Origin of the sequence: Collinsella sp. AF04-24, from assembly GCF_003465685.1 — a bacterium.
In the GTDB taxonomy this organism is placed as follows: domain Bacteria; phylum Actinomycetota; class Coriobacteriia; order Coriobacteriales; family Coriobacteriaceae; genus Collinsella; species Collinsella aerofaciens_AP.
The window spans coordinates 43,236-60,379 of record NZ_QSBK01000002.1 but is presented as its reverse complement, the minus strand read 5'-3'; the positions used below and the strand labels follow the sequence as shown (position 1 = coordinate 60,379).

At 62.4% G+C, this 17,144-nt stretch carries 14 protein-coding genes; 7 read left to right on the top strand and 7 right to left on the bottom strand.

Going from position 1 to position 17,144, the window contains the following annotated elements; all coding sequences use genetic code 11:
• Positions 1–179 precede the first annotated feature (179 nt).
• A complete protein-coding gene (locus DWV32_RS01275) occupies positions 180–953 on the top strand; it encodes a type III pantothenate kinase (protein WP_118388070.1) in 774 nt (257 codons plus the stop codon).
• 85 nt (positions 954–1,038) lie between these two features.
• Here DWV32_RS01275 and DWV32_RS01270 read toward each other — a convergent pair whose 3' ends face one another.
• The 4 genes from DWV32_RS01270 to DWV32_RS01255 form a co-directional block, all read right to left on the bottom strand.
• On the bottom strand, positions 1,039–2,235 hold the full coding sequence (locus tag DWV32_RS01270; protein ID WP_117637155.1) for an ATP-binding protein: 1,197 nt from the start codon (positions 2,233–2,235) through the stop codon (positions 1,039–1,041).
• Between the two features lie 251 nt (positions 2,236–2,486).
• Complete coding sequence (locus DWV32_RS01265) at positions 2,487–3,188, bottom strand: hypothetical protein (protein ID WP_117756947.1); 702 nt, start codon at positions 3,186–3,188, stop codon at positions 2,487–2,489.
• Positions 3,189–4,919, bottom strand: coding sequence for a dihydropteroate synthase (gene folP / locus DWV32_RS01260; protein WP_117756946.1), 1,731 nt, complete (start codon positions 4,917–4,919; stop codon positions 3,189–3,191). It lies immediately after the preceding gene.
• A 95-nt stretch (positions 4,920–5,014) separates the two neighbouring features.
• The gene (locus tag DWV32_RS01255; protein WP_117735865.1) at positions 5,015–5,767 is read right to left on the bottom strand and encodes an NAD-dependent protein deacylase; all 753 of its coding nucleotides are present in this window, start codon (positions 5,765–5,767) and stop codon (positions 5,015–5,017) included.
• A gap of 114 nt (positions 5,768–5,881) precedes the next feature.
• Between DWV32_RS01255 and DWV32_RS01250 the strand changes: the two genes are divergently transcribed.
• Complete coding sequence (locus DWV32_RS01250) at positions 5,882–6,700, top strand: exodeoxyribonuclease III (protein WP_117756945.1); 819 nt, start codon at positions 5,882–5,884, stop codon at positions 6,698–6,700.
• A 535-nt stretch (positions 6,701–7,235) separates the two neighbouring features.
• On the opposite strand, the gene DWV32_RS01245 is transcribed toward DWV32_RS01250, so the two are convergent.
• From DWV32_RS01245 to DWV32_RS01235, 3 genes are read right to left on the bottom strand one after another with little or no spacing between them, the layout of a single operon-like run.
• The gene (locus DWV32_RS01245; protein WP_117756944.1) at positions 7,236–7,949 is read right to left on the bottom strand and encodes a DUF6580 family putative transport protein; all 714 of its coding nucleotides are present in this window, start codon (positions 7,947–7,949) and stop codon (positions 7,236–7,238) included.
• A 4-nt stretch (positions 7,950–7,953) separates the two neighbouring features.
• A complete protein-coding gene (locus tag DWV32_RS01240) occupies positions 7,954–9,597 on the bottom strand; it encodes an ABC transporter ATP-binding protein (RefSeq protein WP_117756943.1) in 1,644 nt (547 codons plus the stop codon).
• On the bottom strand, positions 9,597–10,484 hold the full coding sequence (locus tag DWV32_RS01235; RefSeq protein WP_233540371.1) for an energy-coupling factor transporter transmembrane component T: 888 nt from the start codon (positions 10,482–10,484) through the stop codon (positions 9,597–9,599). The genes DWV32_RS01240 and DWV32_RS01235 overlap by 1 nt, the downstream gene beginning before the upstream one ends.
• Before the next feature lie 198 nt (positions 10,485–10,682).
• Between DWV32_RS01235 and glmU the strand changes: the two genes are divergently transcribed.
• The 5 genes from glmU (at position 10,683) to gltA (ending at position 16,742) form a co-directional block, all read left to right on the top strand.
• Positions 10,683–12,095 (top strand): bifunctional UDP-N-acetylglucosamine diphosphorylase/glucosamine-1-phosphate N-acetyltransferase GlmU, encoded by a 1,413-nt coding sequence (glmU, locus tag DWV32_RS01230; protein WP_117756942.1) that lies wholly within the window; start codon positions 10,683–10,685, stop codon positions 12,093–12,095.
• A gap of 192 nt (positions 12,096–12,287) precedes the next feature.
• The gene (locus tag DWV32_RS01225) at positions 12,288–13,274 is read left to right on the top strand and encodes a ribose-phosphate pyrophosphokinase (protein ID WP_089573682.1); all 987 of its coding nucleotides are present in this window, start codon (positions 12,288–12,290) and stop codon (positions 13,272–13,274) included.
• Positions 13,275–13,498: 224 nt separating this feature from the next.
• Complete coding sequence (gene pth / locus DWV32_RS01220) at positions 13,499–14,128, top strand: aminoacyl-tRNA hydrolase (RefSeq protein WP_171025267.1); 630 nt, start codon at positions 13,499–13,501, stop codon at positions 14,126–14,128.
• 374 nt (positions 14,129–14,502) lie between these two features.
• The gene (locus DWV32_RS01215; RefSeq protein WP_117647773.1) at positions 14,503–15,342 is read left to right on the top strand and encodes a sulfide/dihydroorotate dehydrogenase-like FAD/NAD-binding protein; all 840 of its coding nucleotides are present in this window, start codon (positions 14,503–14,505) and stop codon (positions 15,340–15,342) included.
• A complete protein-coding gene (gltA, locus tag DWV32_RS01210; RefSeq protein WP_117647774.1) occupies positions 15,333–16,742 on the top strand; it encodes an NADPH-dependent glutamate synthase in 1,410 nt (469 codons plus the stop codon). Before DWV32_RS01215 ends, gltA begins: the two co-directional genes overlap by 10 nt.
• The last annotated feature ends 402 nt before the right edge of the window (positions 16,743–17,144 follow it).

Sequence of the window (17,144 nt, the reverse complement as noted above, 5' to 3'; positions counted from 1 at the left end):
GTGCGCAAGAAAGAATATTACGTGGGAGTTCGGTAAACGGCAAGGAAAATCTCGTAGAGCATAATTCCTTCATATTTAAACCCCTCAGCCCCTATCACCGTAAACGAATCGCAGCCGAGCGCCGTCGACGGCACGTATACAATGGTGCGCGTCCTTTTATGCCGACACCGGGAGTAGACATGCTGCTCGCTATCGATATGGGAAACACGCAGACGGCCATGGGCCTGTTTGACGGAGACAAGCTGGTGCAGTCGTGGCGCATGCCCACCGACCGCTCCTACACCGCCGATGAGATCCACGTGCGCCTGATGGGCTTCTTTAAGATGTACGACCTCTCGCTCGGCGCGGTCGACGCGATCGCCTTTGCGGGCGTGGTGCCGCAGCTCTCGCGCGAGTGGCACGCCGTGGCCGACCGCATCGCGGCAGACGCCATCGTCATTGGGCCACAGACGGCCGCGGTGACCAAGCTGCGGGCGGCGCGCCCCCAGGCCGTTGGTGCCGACCGCATCGCCAACGCCGTCGCTGCCGAGACCTTCTACGGCGCCCCGGCGATCGTGGTGGACTTTGGCACCGCAACCAATATCGACGTCATCGACGAGGACGGCTATTACATTGGCGGAGCGATTGCGCCGGGCATCCGCATCTCCATGGACGCGCTCGCCGCCCGAGCCGCCAAGCTCGCCAGCGTTCCGCTCGAGGCGCCCGAGCACGCCATCGGCCGCGACACCGAGGAATGCATCAAGGTCGGCGCCGTGATGGGCGCCGCCGCCATGGCCGAGGGCCTGGTCGCTCGCATGAAGCGCGAACTGGGCCGCGAGGATGCCACCGTTATCGCCACGGGCGGTCTCGCCGGCATTGTCGCCGATTCGACCGATGCCTTCGACGTGGTCGACGGGCAACTCACCATCAAGGGCATCTGCGAAATCTACCGCCGCATGCAGGAGCTGGGATAGAGTAAACGCCAGGTCGCAGCAACCAGCCTCCAATCCTATTCCTCAAAATCGAAAATTTTTCAGTTTTGAGGAATAGGATTTTTTGCTAAGCCTCGCCGCACAACCACCTCGCCAGGTCCACGATCTGCACCCCATCGCGATCCGTGGCCTCGTGATGTGTGCGGGCAAGAATCATCTTGGGATACGCATCGCCAATGCTCAGCAGTGGCGAAATCTCGCGTTCAAACGTCTTATCCGAGCTGATGTCGTCGCTCACCTGAATGTAGAGCTTCTCGCTTCGCTTGATTGCTACAAAGTCTATTTCCTTTTTATAGAGCACACCGACGTATACCTCGTATCCGCGGCGCAGCAGCTCGATGGCCGCCATGTTCTCGTATACGCGTCCCCAATCCATATCACGTGTACCAAGCAGTGCGTATTTGAACGCGTGGTCTGCCAGGTAATACTTCTCGCCGCTCTTAAGGTATTTTTTGCCGCGAATGTCGTACCGACGAACTTTATAGAAGGCAAACGCATCGCACAGGTACCCCATGTACGTGCCGACCGTCTTGTTCGTAATCTTTAGCCCATCCGCATTCAAAACATCTGTAATGTTGCGTGCCGACGTTATGTTGGAGACGTTGTCCATCATGTAATCGGCAATGCGCAGCAGTGCCGATTCGTTTCTCACGTTATGCCGCTGCACGATATCCCTCACGATGAGCGTTTTGAAGACATTGGAGAGATATTGGTAGCGCTGCTCCTGCAGTGGATAAGGGTAAGAGCCGGACATACCGCCGGTTCTCGCGTACTCATCGAAGTCGCGATCGACCTCGCCCTCGTCACTATAAAAGCGATACTCCTCAAACGAGAATGGGAAAACCTCGATCTCGAACGTGCGCCCCGTAAAGAGCGTCGACAGATCGCTCGACAGCAAAAAGGCGTTCGATCCGGTGATGAAGATGTCGTACTGCTCGGATGCATGGAGGCTGTTGATCGCGCGTTCAAAGCCGTCGCACATCTGAACCTCGTCGATAAGCAGGAAGTTTTGCTTGTCGGACACTCGATGCTCTTTCACATAGGCGAGCAGGGCATGATATTCGAGCAGGCCCTCGAACTCGTCGAGGTTGTAATTGATATGGATGACATTCGAATTGGACAGATTTGCCTCCACGTAATCGCGGAGGGCCTCGAGCAATTTTGACTTACCGCTACGGCGAATGCCCGTTATGACCTTGATGTCCGGTACGCCAATAAGGCTCGTCAACGTGTCCATATATGACGTTCTATTGATGAGTTTCATTGGTGCCTCCCTGCGGTCTTCTATCGCTATTCCTCAAAAACGAAAATTATTCAGTTTTGAGGAATAGACTCTGCAACGAATATACCTCGTTAAAGGCCGAGCTGGCTTAATTCTATTCCTCAAAATCGAAAGATTTTCAGTTTTGAGGAATAGGGTGCTGACAACCCATTCCCCAGACAACAAGACCCTCCCCAGCACAGGCCGAAGAGGGCTTCGTTGTCATCGCTATCTTTGAGCGCGGGCACCTCGCGTTACAGTCCGCGAATCCGTACGGCCTCGGGCGGAAACTCCTGCTCGCCGGCATCGGTCTTGATGGTCGCGCGACCCCAGATGTCCAGGCCCGCAAACACACCGACCGCAAGCGGCAAGCCGCTGGGCGACACCGCCGCAACCTGACGACCCAGCAGTGGCACCATGTCAAAGTACTCGCCCAGCACCGGAGCCAGCGGGCCGGCAGCGCCCTGTGGTGTGTTGGCGGCAACCGCCCAGGTGTCCACGCGGGTCAGCACGGCGGTGGCCAATGCCTCGACCAGCACCTCGTCGGCCATATCCACGCCAAGCTCGCTCAGCGCCGCACGTTCAATATCAACCGTCACCGCGGCAAACATGCCCGCAGCACCGGCACCGCCGTTCACGGCAACACGCGCGAGCGACGTCTCAAACGCAAGCGCACCGCACACGATATCGCTCGGCCACTGGATACCCACTTTACCGGCAAGGCCCAACCCCGGCGTCGAAGCCGTGCCCACGAGCGCGTCCATCATGCCCATCGCGGCCACAAACGGCAGGCCGTGGAAGGCGTGCATGTTCACATCGGGGCGCACAACCAGCGAAAACGTCAGCGAAGCATCGCCCACGCTCCACGCGCACCAGCCCGCGGACACGCCCTCGCGACCCGCGTCACGCGCCGCGTCAAGCTCAGTGGCAGCGACTACAGCGTTCATCTCGATCATCTACATACGCCCCAATTCACCCACGATATGGCCCACACGATCCTCGGGCTCCTTGACCTCGACGCCGTTGTAGCGGAAGAACCGCGCCGGGTCGTGCATCAGGTCCTCAAGCGGCACCAGCACAAAGTCGCGCTCGCCGATCAGTGGATGCGGCAGGCGCAGCTTTTTGCCGCCGTGGGTCTCGCCGTCCATCCACAGCAGGTCCAGGTCGATGGTGCGCGGACCGTTGGCCTTGGCCTTTTTGGAGCGGTCGCGGCCCAGCTCGGCCTCGATCTTCATGAGCTCGTCGAGCAGCACCAGCGGCGCCAACTCGGTCTTGATCTCGATGACGGCGTTGGCAAACGCGTCCTGGCGCGTCTCGTAGGCCGGCTCGCTCTCGTAGATCTTGGAGGAGTTGGACACGCAGGTAAGTGGAATCTCGGCGATCATGTCGCGTGCGGCGCGGATGTTGTCGCAGCGATGCCCCAAGTTGGATCCCACGGCCACAAACGCGCGGCGCGGCTGCGGCTTGGCAACCGCCCAGTAGCCGTTCAGGAACTGCGCAAAGCCCGCGGCGTCGTGCACGCGCACGATGTTGGCACCGGCCTGGATGGCGCCCAGGCACACGCCAAACGTAGCGGCATCGCGCTCGGCGGCCTCGGTCACGCCCGAGACGGCGCCCACAAAGCGCTTGCGCGATACGGCGCACATGAGCGGATAGCCCAGTGACGCCATCTTGGCAGTCTCGCGCTGGATGACGATGTCCTCGTTAGCCGACTTACCAAAGCCCGGGCCAGGATCGATGCAGATGCGGTCGCGCGACACGCCGGCATGGATGAGCGCGCGGGCCTGGTCGGACAGAAAGCCCATGACGCGGCGCATGATGGGCGCCGAATCGGGCAGGGTGAAGCGGCGGAGCTGCGAGGTGGGCACGTAGGCCTCCTCGCGGCGGGCGCTGCGGCGCATCATGGCGGCCAGGCGGTCATTGGACTCCGATGCGGCCTCGGTGGCCTCGGGCGCGGGCGCGACGGTCTCGGCGGCAGCAGCCTGCTCGGCGGCCGGCGTCTCCTGCTCGCTTGCAGGCTCGGTCGCGGGCTCAGGTTCGCCAAACGGCAACGAGGGCTGCACCACGCCACCCGGAAGCTTTGCCTCGGGCTTAGGGTCGCCCAGCAGCTTGCCACGGCGGCGACGAGCGGGCTTCTCGGCCTCGCGCGCGGCCTCGGCAGCCGCCTCGCGCGCCTTCTCGGCAACAAACGCCGCTGCCGAGGTATCGAGCTGCACCGTTGCGTGCGTGCGGGTAGGCGCGGCGACCTCGCCGGCATGCATCACGATGACACCGCAGGTGCTCGTCTTAACAAACTCGACCATCTTGGGGTCAGTGAAGCCGGTCACGTCGTTGACGATCGAGGCGCCGCAGCGCACGGCCGCCTTGGCAACCGCCACGTGACGCGTGTCAATCGAGACGATGGCGCCCTCCTTGGCCAGCGCGCGCACCACGGGCAGCACGCGGCGAGCCTCCTCGTCGGGGTTGACCGGGGTAAAACCAGGGCGCGTGGACTCGCCGCCTACGTCGATGATGTCGGCGCCGGCGTCGAGCATCGCCAGACCGTACTCGATGGCGGCATCCGGGTCGAAGTGCTCCCCGCCATCGCTAAACGAATCGGGCGTCACGTTGAGGACGCCCATGATGCGCGGACGGTCAAAGCTGAGCTCATACTTTCCGCACCGCCATGTCTTGCTGTCGTTCGCCATGAACATCCTCCTAAAATGCCCACGCCGCCGAGCTTGGGGAGCTGGCGGCGGGGTCGCTTTGCACTCAGTCTTTCTATTGTATCCGCGCACACGGGCTAGAACGCAAACGCGGCCGCGATGTCGCAAGAAATCAGCAGGTCGGCATTTGCATCCTGATCGGTAGGCGCCAAATTGCAAATGGCCAGCGTATCGCCAGTAAAGTAACGCGTAAGGCCTGCCGCCGGATACACCACGAGCGAGGTCCCGCCCACAATGAGGGCATCGGCCGCGGCGATGGCGGCAACGGCACCGGTCAACACACGCTCGTCGAGCGGCTCTTCGTAGAGCACCACATCGGGCTTGATGCGACCACCGCACGCGGGGCACACGGGCACGCCCGCGGCGTCCTCGTGCTCGCGCGAGCAAATCCACTCGGCGCTATAGACCGCGCCGCACGACTGGCAAATGTTGCGATGGACCGATCCGTGCAACTCAAACACGCGCTGCGAGCCCGCCATCTGATGCAAGCCGTCGATGTTTTGCGTCACCACGGCATCGAGCTTGCCAGCTCGCTCCAGCTCGGCCAGCTTGGTGTGGCAGCGGTTGGGCTTAGCGTTAAGCGCGATCATCTTGGTTCGGTAAAAGTCGAAGAACTCCGCCGGATGTGTCTCGTAAAAGCTGTGCGACAGCATGGTCTCGGGCGGATAGGCAAACTGCTGGTGATACAGGCCGTCCACGCTGCGAAAATCGGGAATGCCGCTCGCCGTGGAAACACCAGCGCCGCCAAAGAACACCACACGCCCGTGGGTATTGAACAGCTCCGCCAGCGCGGTGGAGGCCTGCTTGGAATCTGTTATCGCTTGCGTCATGTTTGTCCTCCGTCCACGTTGGTCGGGGCGGCTGCGATTGCGCCGTCGCCCACGGAGCCCACCCCGCCCCTGTTGCGCTAATCTTAAGCCTGCCAACCCCGTCGAAAGGACACCATGCCTCAGACTTACACTTTCGCCTCGTGGAACGTCAACGGCCTGCGCGCCGTGCTCAAAAAGGACCCGAGCTTTATCCAGATCGCGCAGGAACTCGATGTCGATGTCCTAGCGCTGCAGGAGACCAAGCTGCAGGAGGGCCAGGTCGATATCGACCTGCCCGGCTATCACCAAACCTGGAGCTACGCCGAGCGCAAGGGCTACTCGGGCACCGCGGTCTTTAGCCGCCAGGAACCGCTGCGCGTGCTGCGCGCCGATGCACTGCTGCCCTACGCCGGCAAGGGCGGGGCTGCCGAGCTCGTCGCCCAAGCCGCAACCGAGGGCCGCGTCTGCGCGCTCGAGTTCGACAAGTTTTGGTTTGTGGACGTCTATACGCCCAACGCCCAAAATGAGCTCGCGCGCATCAACGTGCGCATGGCTTGGGACGATGCCTACCGCGGCTTTTTGGCAGGCCTCGAGCGCGAGACCGGAAAGCCCGTGGTGACCTGCGGCGACTTTAACGTGGCACACGAGGAGATCGATCTTAAGAACCCCAAGTCCAACCGCGGCAACGCAGGCTTTTCGGACGAGGAGCGCGGCAAGTTTACCGAGCTGCTCGACGCCGGTTTTACCGACACCTGGCGCGCGGCCAATCCGGACGTCGAGGGCGTCTACAGCTGGTGGAGCTACCGCTTTAATGCCCGCAAGAACAACGCAGGCTGGCGCATCGACTACTTCCTGGTAAGCAACGCAATCGCCGGCAATGTGCGCGACGCCGGCATCCGCGGCGACATCTTTGGCAGCGACCACTGCCCCGTCACTCTCACCCTAGAGCTCTAGCCCCAACTGATCTCCTGGGGACGGAGGAAAAGGAATCATTTTCACTTCGCGAGATCATCCACGCAGCTCGCTTGCCACGAAACTGGCCCATCTACTACGTTTAAGCCACTACCCTCAACCACAGTGAACAACGCAGAAAGAAAACCGCAGGTAGAAAGCCTACGGTTTTTCATAAAACACGGTTGAGGTTGGGGGTGTCGGGCCAAACGTAGTAGATAGACCGATTTCGTGGCGGGCGGGTTCAGCTGATTCCCTGGGAACGTCTGGAGGCGAAAGAAAACGGATCAATTTGGCTCTCCGAGGGCCACGATGCCCGTCGTATCAGCCGGCTATTTCAAAACTATGCCGGTTTACGGGGCTGAATCGCGAACCCCCAACCATACGCAATTCCGAAATAATAAAACCGCAGGTAAACGGCTTGCTCTATTTCAAAAATAGCCGGCATGGTCTGCTTGTGCCAATCTGGCCCCGTAAACCGGCATAGTTTTAAAATGGCACTTCGGCAGTATTGATTCCCGCCCCGGCGCAACCAGCCCTACAGTCCGTACTTCACGACGACTCGGTTGATGCGGCGACACCAAGGCTTGTACAGGGCGACCAAAAACACGCAGGTCGCGAGTCCGTGCGTGATATCGAACGGTACGGCGGTGGCAAGACGCGCCACGGTGCCCGCCCACGTGAGCGGTTGAACAAAACCGATGATGTCATACGCGTTGATCACCACGCCGTACAGCAGACCCGAAGCAAAGCCGTACGCCATCAACGGCGGCATGCGCACGGTGCCGTCGGCACGGTCGAACGCACCCGCATGCGCCAGCGCGCCGCCAACATAGCCAACCAGACCCCAGGCATACATCTGCCACGGCGTCCACATACCCTGCCCAAAAAAGAAATTGCTGGTCAGCGCTGCCAGCGCACCGACCATAAAGCCATTACGACGGCCGAGTGTCGCACCGGCGATAATGGCGATGGCGCTCACGGGTTTAAAGTCGGGAATGGGGCCAAACAAGATGCGCCCCGCCGCGGCCAACGCCGCCAGAACCAGCGTTGGCATAATCTGGCGCAGGCCCGGTCGCGACGCCTCGTAGTCCGCAAAGAACAGCGCGAGCACCAGCGCCACCACAACCAGCATGGCAAGCGCTGTCTGCTCAATGCCCGTCAGCAATGCTGCGGCCATTACCGCCGGCACCGCCAACAACAGCGGAATCTCCAGTTTTGCAAGTAGGCGCGAGACGCGATAATCCACCATTCCATCACGCCCTATAAAACACGTTGTCGGCAAAGAAGTCTGCCGGCGGCTCCATGCAGGCAATTTCGCCGTCGAACATCATGGCAACGTCGTCGGCAGCCTGCTCGGCGAAGCCCAGGTCGTGCGTGGCCATGATGACGGTGCCGCCGGCTTGCGCATGCTCGCACAGGGCGCGGGCGATAATGCGGCGGCTCGTCAGGTCCAGCCCCTTCGTGGGCTCGTCGAGCAGCAACAGCTCCGGACCAATCAACAGCAGCTTTGCCAACGCGAGCAGCTGACGCTGGCCGCCCGAAAGATCGTACGGATGGCGCGCATCCAGGCCGTCCAATCCCAGCTGCGCCGCGCGCTCCTGGGCCGCGTCCTCGTCGTATCCGCAGGTCGAAGCCCATTCCATCAGCTCGTCGTGCACTGTCTCGGCGACCAGCAGGGCCTTGGGGTTCTGCGGCAGCAGCGCCGCCGAAGCCGCCCCGCGCACCATGCGCCCACGCTGCAGCTTAGCCGTTCGGGCCAGAATCGAGAGCATCGTCGATTTGCCGCAGCCGTTTCCGCCCACAATCGCATGCACCGCGCCAGTCGAAAACGCCACATCGAGTCCGCGCAGCACCCAGCCGGACGCCCGATCGTAGCGAAACCAGCTTCCTGTCAAGGTGGTGGCCGAGCCAGCGTACATTTTTGGGAATATTCTGCATCCACCGGCGCGCGATGACGCCCCCGAGTCGTCCTGCGGCAGGATTTGCGCCTCAAATTTAGCCGATTTGTCCGTTTTTGGTCCCTTTTTCGCACCCGCAACGTCCGCGTGCGGGTCTAAAGAGCCCTGCCGGCCACCAGCGATGCTGAAAATTCCGTTTTTTGCACGCCGCGAGCCACCCCACCCTGGCACCTCGCCAGAAAACAGCTCTTCGCGATGCCCCAAGGAGGCAATGTCGGCCACCTCGCGCACGCGGCCGCCCTCAATCCGATACGCGCACGTCGCATACTCGAGCATTGGGCGCGGTTGATGCGTAGCCACAACAACCGTGCAGCCCAGCTCGCGATTCACACGAAACAGCGCGTGCAGAAAATTCTTCTCGGCAACGGGATCGAGCTGAGACGTGGGCTCGTCGAGTAGCAGCACACGCGGACGCAGCGCCAGGACGGCGGCAAGCGACAGCAGCTGCTTGCGGCCACCCGAAAGCGTATCGGTATCGCGATGAAGCCAGTCCTCCAGACCAAAGAAATAGCTGGTTTCGGCAACACGGCGGCGCATCTCGTCGCGCGACACCCCCAGATTCTCTAGGCCAAACGCCATCTCGTGCCACACGGTCTCGCACACAATCTGGTTCTCGGGATCCTGGAACACGTAGCCCACGCACTCCGCAGACGCGCGCACGTCCATGTCGGCAACGTTCTCGCCCAGCACGCGCGCATCGCCAGTGCGCTCGCCCGCCGGAGCGATCTCGGGCTTGAGCAGCGACAGCAGCGTCGACTTACCCGATCCGGTACCGCCAACAAGCAGCGCAAATGCACCTTGGGGAACAGACCAGTCGAGCCCCTCGAGCACCGCAGCATCAGCCCCGGGGTAGGCAAAGCTCAGGCTCCGCGCCTCAATCGCCGGCATATCCGGGCCGCACGCCGCACCCGACACCGGGCCCCTATCCAACCGAGCCATCAGCCAAACCTCTTCTCATCGATCACATGCAACACGCAGGGCAGCACCATCCATGCAGCGTACACGACATAGCCCAGCCACGGCGCCGGCACCGAGAGCTGCGGATAAAACGAATACTGCGTCGTCGCGGTCCACGCCACTGCCGCCGTGGCCACGCCAAACACCGCAAGCCCAGCCAGCGCGACAACGTCGCTGCGCCCCAGTCGATACCTCGCATACGTCGTACGACGCGTCGCGGCACCCCACCCGCGCGAGCGCATCGCGTCCGCACGCTCCAGCGAATCTTCCATGCCCCAGCCCATCAACACGCTCGATGCCCGTAGGCGCGAACGCACGGGGTCGGCCGGCGCACGCCCCGGCACATCAATCGCATCCTGCACCGCCAACACCGTACGACCGCGGCGCAAAAACTGCGGGACAAGCCGCATGCACATCGAGATCATGAGCGCAATCACCGGTGCGGCATTGCCCAGCAGCGCGAGCACCTTGTCGTATTCGAGCATCGACGCCGCCGCCTCAAACCACAACACGCTCGCCACAAACAGCCCTCCCATGCACAGGCCGTATACCATGCTCTCCAGATACACCGCGCGCATGCCAATACGGAACAGCTCCGTCGAGCCCGAGGCGCTAAACAGCGGATTGAGCACCGCGACGATCAAAATCACCGGCAGCTGCCAGCGGAGCGCGCCCAGCGTGCGGGCAGCCCCACGCGTCGCAAATCCATACGCCAGCCCGCCCGCAAGTGACAGCGCAATCAGTACCGGCTGCATCGAGAACATAGTGAGCCCCAGCGTCAGCACTATATAGAGTGCCGGCACAGCCGGATGCGACATCGAGAATGCCGCGACGGGCTCGCCGCCAAACTCCTCTCGTATGTTGTCCACGGGCACCCCGTCCCCTCGCTCAAACAACAGCTCCGCAGCACCGCCAACGCCGCACGCAAGCAGTGCAAACGCCACGCCGGCGGCGCAAGCCTCAACCGCCGCAAACCAATCGTTACGCGCTCGTCATATGCCTGCGGTATCATATTGCGCCGTGTATCGTTTCCAAACACACGTCTCTATAACGTAACAGGAGATCACATGGACGCAACCGCAATTATCCTCGCTGCCGGCGAGGGCACCCGCATGAAGTCGAACCACTGCAAGGTTTCGCACAAGATCCTGGGTAAGCCCATGGTCCAGTGGATCGTCGACGCTACCATCAAGGCCGGCTGCAGCCGCGTCGTGGTCGTCATCGGCAGCCACGCCGACGAGATGCGCGCCCTCATCGACGGCGCCTACGCCAACAGCGCCACCAAGGTCGAGTGCGTCGAGCAGACCGAGCGCCTGGGCACCGGCCACGCCGTAAAGGTCGCGCTCGAGGCCTGCGGCATCACGCAAGGCCCCGTCGTCGTGCTCAACGGCGACCTGCCGCTCATCACCGCCGACACCGTCGCCAAGTTCGCGCAAACCGTCGCCACCGGCGAGCTCGCCTGCACCGTCATGACCATGACCCCGCCCGATCCTTTCGGCTACGGCCGCATCAAGCTGGGCGCCGATGGTCAGATCGAGCGCATCATCGAGCAGAAGGACTGCACGCCCGAGCAGGCCGCCACGCTGCTGGAGTGCAACGCCGGCTGCTACGCCTTTGACGGCGCGCAGCTCGCCGCCCACATTAACGAGATCGGCAACGACAACGCGCAATCCGAGTACTACCTGCCCGACATGCTCGAGATCCTCAAAGGCCACGGCCAGGCTGTCTCCATCTTCCACTGCGACGACTACCGCGACGGCCTGGGCGTCAACAGCCGCATCCAGCTCGCACAGCTCACCGCCATCGCGCGCGACCGCATCAACGAGCACTGGATGGCCGAGGGCGTTACCTTCATCGACCCCACGCAGGCTTGGATCGGCCCCGACGCCACCATCGGCCGCGATACCGTCGTATGGCCGCAGACGCACCTGATCGGCCACGTCACCGTGGGCGAGGAGTGCCAGCTCGGTCCCAACAGCCGCCTCAGCGACACCACCGTCGGCAGCGGCTGCACCATCGATGAGACCATCGCCATCGAGGCCGTCATCGAGAACGGCGTCGACTGCGGCCCGCGCGCTTACCTGCGCCCGGGCACCCACATGCTCGACGGCTCCAAGGCCGGCACGCACGTGGAGATCAAGAAGTCCACGATCGGCGAGGGCTCAAAGGTGCCGCACCTGTCCTACATCGGCGACACCACCATGGGCTCCGGCGTCAACGTGGGCGCGGGCTCCATCACCTGCAACTACGATGGCGTGCACAAGCACAAGACCGTCATCGGCAAGGACGCCTTCATTGGCTCCGACACCATGATGGTCGCGCCCGCCCAGATTGGCGACGGTGCACTCGTGGCCGCTGGCTCCGTCATCACCGAGCCGGTCCCGGCAGACGCGCTCGGTCTGGGCCGCGCCCGTCAGGTAAATATTGAGGGCTGGGCCGCCGATTACCGCCGCCGCCTGCACGAGGACGACGAGGTATAACGTTTTACCAAGCACAAAAGGAGCTGCTCCATGGGGGCGGCTCCTTTTTCCATCGTGACCTGCGCAACCGGATGAGTGGTCGGTTCGTGTCCGTTGGCGGTAAAGACGTTATCAGGACCCGATAAACCCCGCCGCGCGGTTACAATGCAACAAGGCATCTATATGGCATTCGATGTATAAAGGAGAAGGGTAATGCCGATTAATGATCCCGAGAAGTCGGAGAATATGCGCAAGTCCATCCGCGTGTATTCCGGTTCCTCCAACCGTCCCCTCGCTCAGAAGATTGCTGAGTACCTTGGGGTCGAGCTTTCGGGCCTTACGCTAAAGCAGTTCGCCAATGGTGAGATTTACGCCCGCTACGACGAGACCGTCCGCGGCGCCGACGTCTTCCTGATTCAGTCCGTGGCCGGCGGCAACGTCAACGACATGCTCATGGAGCTGCTCATCGCCACCGACGCTGCCAAGCGCGCATCCGCCCGCTCCATCACCGCCGTTATCACCCACTACGGCTATGCCCGCCAGGACCGCAAGGCCGGCCCGCGCGAGCCCATCACCGCCCGCCTCGTCGCCAACCTGCTCGAGCGCGCCGGCGTCAACCGCATCATCACCCTCGACCTGCACCAGGGCCAGATCCAGGGCTTCTTCGATATCCCGGTTAACCACCTGTCCGCACTGCCGCTGTTTGGCCAGTACTACAACGACATGCACTTCGACACCGACAACCTGGTTGTCGTCTCCCCCGACGTGGGTCGCGCCAAGGCCGCCAAGAAGCTGTCCGACATGCTCGGCTGCGACCTGGCCATCGCCCACAAGGGCCGTCCGCGCCACAACGCCGCCGAGGTCATGGGCATCATCGGTGACATCAAGGGCAAGACCTGCATCATCAACGACGACATGATCGACACTGCTGGCACCCTGTGCGCCAACGTCAAGGAGCTCAAGGCTATGGGCGCCGGCGACATCTACGTCTGCGCCACCCACGGCATCTTCTCCGGTCCGGCCATCGAGCGCCTGAACGATGCCCCCATCGTCGAGTGCGTCGTCACCGACGCCATCCCCGTCGAGGTCGGCGGCAAGATCAAGACTATCTCGGTCGCCGAGGAGTTCGCTCAGGCCATCTCCGCCGTTTACCACGAGGAGCCCGTCTCCACGCTCGTCGGCGGCGACTTCGCGCTGTAGTCGCATCGTCCTTGCAACCCGACGCATCGCCGTCGGAACAGAAGAAACCCCCGCGCTCCCCCTTGCTTCGCAAAGGTCGCGCGGGGGTTTCTTCTGTTCCGACGGCTCGCTCTGCCGCGGCCGCGCTTTTGTCTGGTGGGATTTCGCTGAAACGAAGTCTCGCCTTCGGCGGGCGTGGTAGCCTTTGTCGTTGATTGAACTATTTGTGTAACGAAGGGACAAATATGGCAGCTGCACAGCCGCTTAAGATTCGCATGGTTGCCGGACTTGGCAACCCTGGCGATGAGTATGCCGAGACCCGCCACAACGCTGGCTTCAAAGCAATCGACGAGTTGGCCCGTCAGGCCGGTGTCACGTACTGGAAAAACCAGGCCGGCGCCGAGGTCGCACTCATCAACATCAACGATCCCGAGGAAGAGGGTGGCAAGCGCCAGATCGTGCTGGTCAAGCCGCAGTCGTACATGAACACCTCGGGCGGACCCATCTCCAAGCTCTGCCGCGAGTACAAGATCAAGGCCGAGGAGCTGCTCGTGATTCACGACGAGCTCGACATTCCCGCCGGTGACGTGCGCGTCAAGGTGGGCGGAGGCCATGCCGGTCACAACGGCCTGCGCTCCATCATCGACAAGATGGGCAGCCGCGACTTTAGCCGTATCCGCACCGGCATCGGCAACCCTCCCGGCAAGATGGCCGTGGCAGACTATGTGCTCAAGCAGCTGCGCGCCCGCGAGGCCGAGGACTTCCAGGACACCTGCGCCCGCGCCGCAGATGCCGCCGGTCTGGCCATCGTCCACGGCGTAATCTACGCCCGCGACCACGTCAACGGCGCCGCCTCCGCCAACGGCAAGCACTAAAACCTACCGTTTAGGGACAGGTTTATTTTGGCAGGTTTTATCTGCGGAAACGCCCCGGTGGCCGCATCGCAATAAACCCCGCGCCGCCATACACGCATAACACCCCAAAGGGGGCCGGCCTCATCACAACCCGAGGCCGGCCCCCTTTGCCGTTTTGCCTGATAAAACCGACCAAAATAAACCTATCCCTATTTGGTAGGTCGAAGTGGATAAACCCTTTTCCCAACCGCCGAAGACACACGTAAACAGCATGTCCATGAGGGTATAATTTGCACCGTATGTCTGCACAACGCCTGTGCGCGTACGGTTTTACTCGGGCTACCGTCCATTTCCGTGGAGGCACGGTTCGGCGGCCCTAACAAGAGAGGGGTTCTATGTATAAGATCCTGGAGAAGACGCAGTTCTCGGAGAAGGTGTTCAAGTTCCGCATCGAGGCGCCCGCGATCGCCAAGCATGCGCACGCTGGACAGTTCCTCATGGTTCGCGCCAACGAGACGGGCGAGCGCGTCCCGTTTACCCTAGCTGGTTGGAACGGTGACGAGGGCTGGGTCGAGTTCATCTTCATGGTGATCGGCAAGACCACCGAGATGCTTTCCACCTATGAGGCCGGCGAGTCACTGCGCGACGTCGTGGGCCCGCTGGGCGTTCCCACCGAGATGGCCGAGGGCCCCTGCGCCGTCATTGGCGGCGGCGTCGGCCTGGCAATTGCCTTCCCGGTCGCCAAGCACCTGGTCGAGACCGGCCACGAGGTCCACGCCATCATGGGCGCCCGCACCAAGGACCTCCTGCTCATGGAGGACCAGTTCCGCGAGCTCCTCGACGAGGACCACATCCATATCACCACCGATGACGGCTCCTACGGCGAGCAGGGCGTTGTCACCGCTCCGCTGGAGCGCCTGCTGCAGGACAAGGCCGTGAGCCAGGTCTTCTGCGTCGGCCCCGTTCCGATGATGAAGTTCTCGACCCTCACCGCCCAGAAGTACGACACCCCCATTACCGCGTCCCTCAACCCCATCATGGTTGACGGCACCGGTATGTGCGGCTGCTGCCGCGTCGAGGTGGGCGGCGTGACCAAGTTCGCTTGCGTCGACGGCCCCGACTTCGATGCCACCTTGGTCGACTGGGATGACCTTCGTGCCCGCCAAGCCGCTTACCGTTCCGAAGAGGGCGCGTCCCTCAAGGCCTATGAGGAAAAGAGCTGCGCATGCCACTAGTTAACGGTCGTTTCGTTGCCGATATGAAGTCGCCCCGCACCCCCGATAACGAGGAGCCGGCTGCCGAGCGCGCCTGCGACTTCCGCCCCGTCGACAAGGGCTTCACCGAGGAGATGGCGCTGGCCGAGGCCGAGCGCTGCCTCAACTGCAAGAAGCCGTTCTGTGTCGAGGGCTGCCCCGTCAACATCAACATTCCCCGCTTTATCGAGCAGATCCGCGAGAAGGACTTTGGCGGCGCCCTCGATACCATCCGCGAGGACTCCATGCTTCCCGCTATCTGCGGCCGCGTCTGCCCGCAGGAGAACCAGTGCGAGGGCAAGTGCATCCGTGGTAAGAAGTCCGAGCCCGTGGCCATCGGCCAGCTCGAGCGCTTCCTGGGTGACCGCCCCGAGCTCGCTTCCACGCCCAAGATGGCTCCCAAGAACGGCAAGAAGGTCGCCGTCGTCGGCTCTGGCCCGTCCGGCATCACCTGCGCCGGCGAGCTCGCCCGCAACGGCTTTGACGTCACCGTCTTTGAGGCCTTCTTTACCGGCGGCGGCGTGCTGGTCTACGGCATCCCCGAGTTCCGTCTGCCCAAGGCGGTCGTCAAGCGCGAGATTGACGGCCTGGAGGACATGGGCGTCAAGTTTGAGTACAACTCCGTCGTGGGCAACATGGCCACGGCCGAGGAGCTGTTCGAGCAGGGCTTCGACGCCATCTATGTGGCGACCGGCGCTGGCCTGCCCAAGTTCCTCAACGTCCCCGGCGAGAACCTGCCCAACGTCTTCTTCGCGAACGAGTACCTCACCCGCGTGAACCTGATGAAGGCCAACAAGTTCCCCGAGTACGACACCCCCACCAAGCACGGCAAGAACGTCGTCGTCTTTGGTGGCGGCAACGTGGCTATGGACGCCGTCCGTACCGCCAAGCGCCTGGGCGCCGAGCACGCCATCATCGCCTACCGTCGTACCGAGGACGAGATGCCCTGCCGTCGCGCCGAGCTGCACCATGCTAAGGCCGAGGGCGTCGAGGTCCTGCCGCTCGTCTCCCCGCTCGAGTTTGTCGCTGGCGAGGACGGCTCCGTGTGCGCCGTCAAGGTCCAGAAGATGGAGCTCGGCGAGCCCGACGAGTCCGGCCGTCGTCGCCCGGTGCCCATCGAGGGCGCCATCGAGGAGATCCCCTGCGACGTCGCGATCTCGGCTATCGGCACCAACGCCAACCCCTTCGCTGCCAAGATCGGCGGCAAGATGGAGCTCAACAAGTGGGGCTACATCGTCGCCGACGAGGAGACCGGCCAGACCACCGATCCCCGCATCTGGGCCGGCGGCGACATCGTCACCGGTGCCGCTACGGTCATTCTGGCGATGGGCGCCGGCAAGAAGGCCGCCGCTTCGATCACCAAGAGCCTGCTGGGCGAGTAATCACCTGCAGCACTAGCCATCAAACGGCAAAGTCCCCGTCGAGCACACGCCCGGCGGGGACTTTTTTCTATGCCGGCCGCCCCAACCACCACGATGGGACAGGCACCTTTGTGGTGGTTGGGGACTTGCCCGGTCGTTTTGTCTCAATCTGTAACAGCTGGAGTCCGTTGAGCCCTGCAGTTGTTACAGATTGAGATATTGTGCCGGCCGCCCACGCCGCATCTCAATCTGTAACAGTTAGAGACCAAATATGCCGCCTGGTGTTACAGATCAAGACGTTGGGCTGACGGCCGAACGGTTCATCTAAATCTGTAACAGTTAGAGCCATTTTCGCTGGCTTGGTGTTACAGATCGAGATTTTGCAAAAGCCGAGGATAGGCACTGCCGCCAAGGCCTTTCCCT

What these genes read in the sequence shown, in the direction of transcription:
- DWV32_RS01250 (WP_117756945.1), top strand. Translation starts at nt 5,882, where the DNA reads ATGCCTCAGACTTACACTTTCGCCTCGTGGAACGTCAACGGCCTGCGC.
- DWV32_RS01240 (WP_117756943.1), bottom strand. Translation starts at nt 9,597, where the DNA reads ATGGCTCGGTTGGATAGGGGCCCGGTGTCGGGTGCGGCGTGCGGCCCG.
- DWV32_RS01275 (WP_118388070.1), top strand. Translation starts at nt 180, where the DNA reads ATGCTGCTCGCTATCGATATGGGAAACACGCAGACGGCCATGGGCCTG.
- glmU (WP_117756942.1), top strand. Translation starts at nt 10,683, where the DNA reads ATGGACGCAACCGCAATTATCCTCGCTGCCGGCGAGGGCACCCGCATG.
- DWV32_RS01245 (WP_117756944.1), bottom strand. Translation starts at nt 7,949, where the DNA reads ATGGTGGATTATCGCGTCTCGCGCCTACTTGCAAAACTGGAGATTCCG.
- DWV32_RS01215 (WP_117647773.1), top strand. Translation starts at nt 14,503, where the DNA reads ATGTATAAGATCCTGGAGAAGACGCAGTTCTCGGAGAAGGTGTTCAAG.
- gltA (WP_117647774.1), top strand. Translation starts at nt 15,333, where the DNA reads ATGCCACTAGTTAACGGTCGTTTCGTTGCCGATATGAAGTCGCCCCGC.
- DWV32_RS01265 (WP_117756947.1), bottom strand. Translation starts at nt 3,188, where the DNA reads ATGATCGAGATGAACGCTGTAGTCGCTGCCACTGAGCTTGACGCGGCG.
- pth (WP_171025267.1), top strand. Translation starts at nt 13,499, where the DNA reads ATGGCAGCTGCACAGCCGCTTAAGATTCGCATGGTTGCCGGACTTGGC.
- folP (WP_117756946.1), bottom strand. Translation starts at nt 4,919, where the DNA reads ATGGCGAACGACAGCAAGACATGGCGGTGCGGAAAGTATGAGCTCAGC.
- DWV32_RS01270 (WP_117637155.1), bottom strand. Translation starts at nt 2,235, where the DNA reads ATGAAACTCATCAATAGAACGTCATATATGGACACGTTGACGAGCCTT.
- DWV32_RS01225 (WP_089573682.1), top strand. Translation starts at nt 12,288, where the DNA reads ATGCCGATTAATGATCCCGAGAAGTCGGAGAATATGCGCAAGTCCATC.
- DWV32_RS01255 (WP_117735865.1), bottom strand. Translation starts at nt 5,767, where the DNA reads ATGACGCAAGCGATAACAGATTCCAAGCAGGCCTCCACCGCGCTGGCG.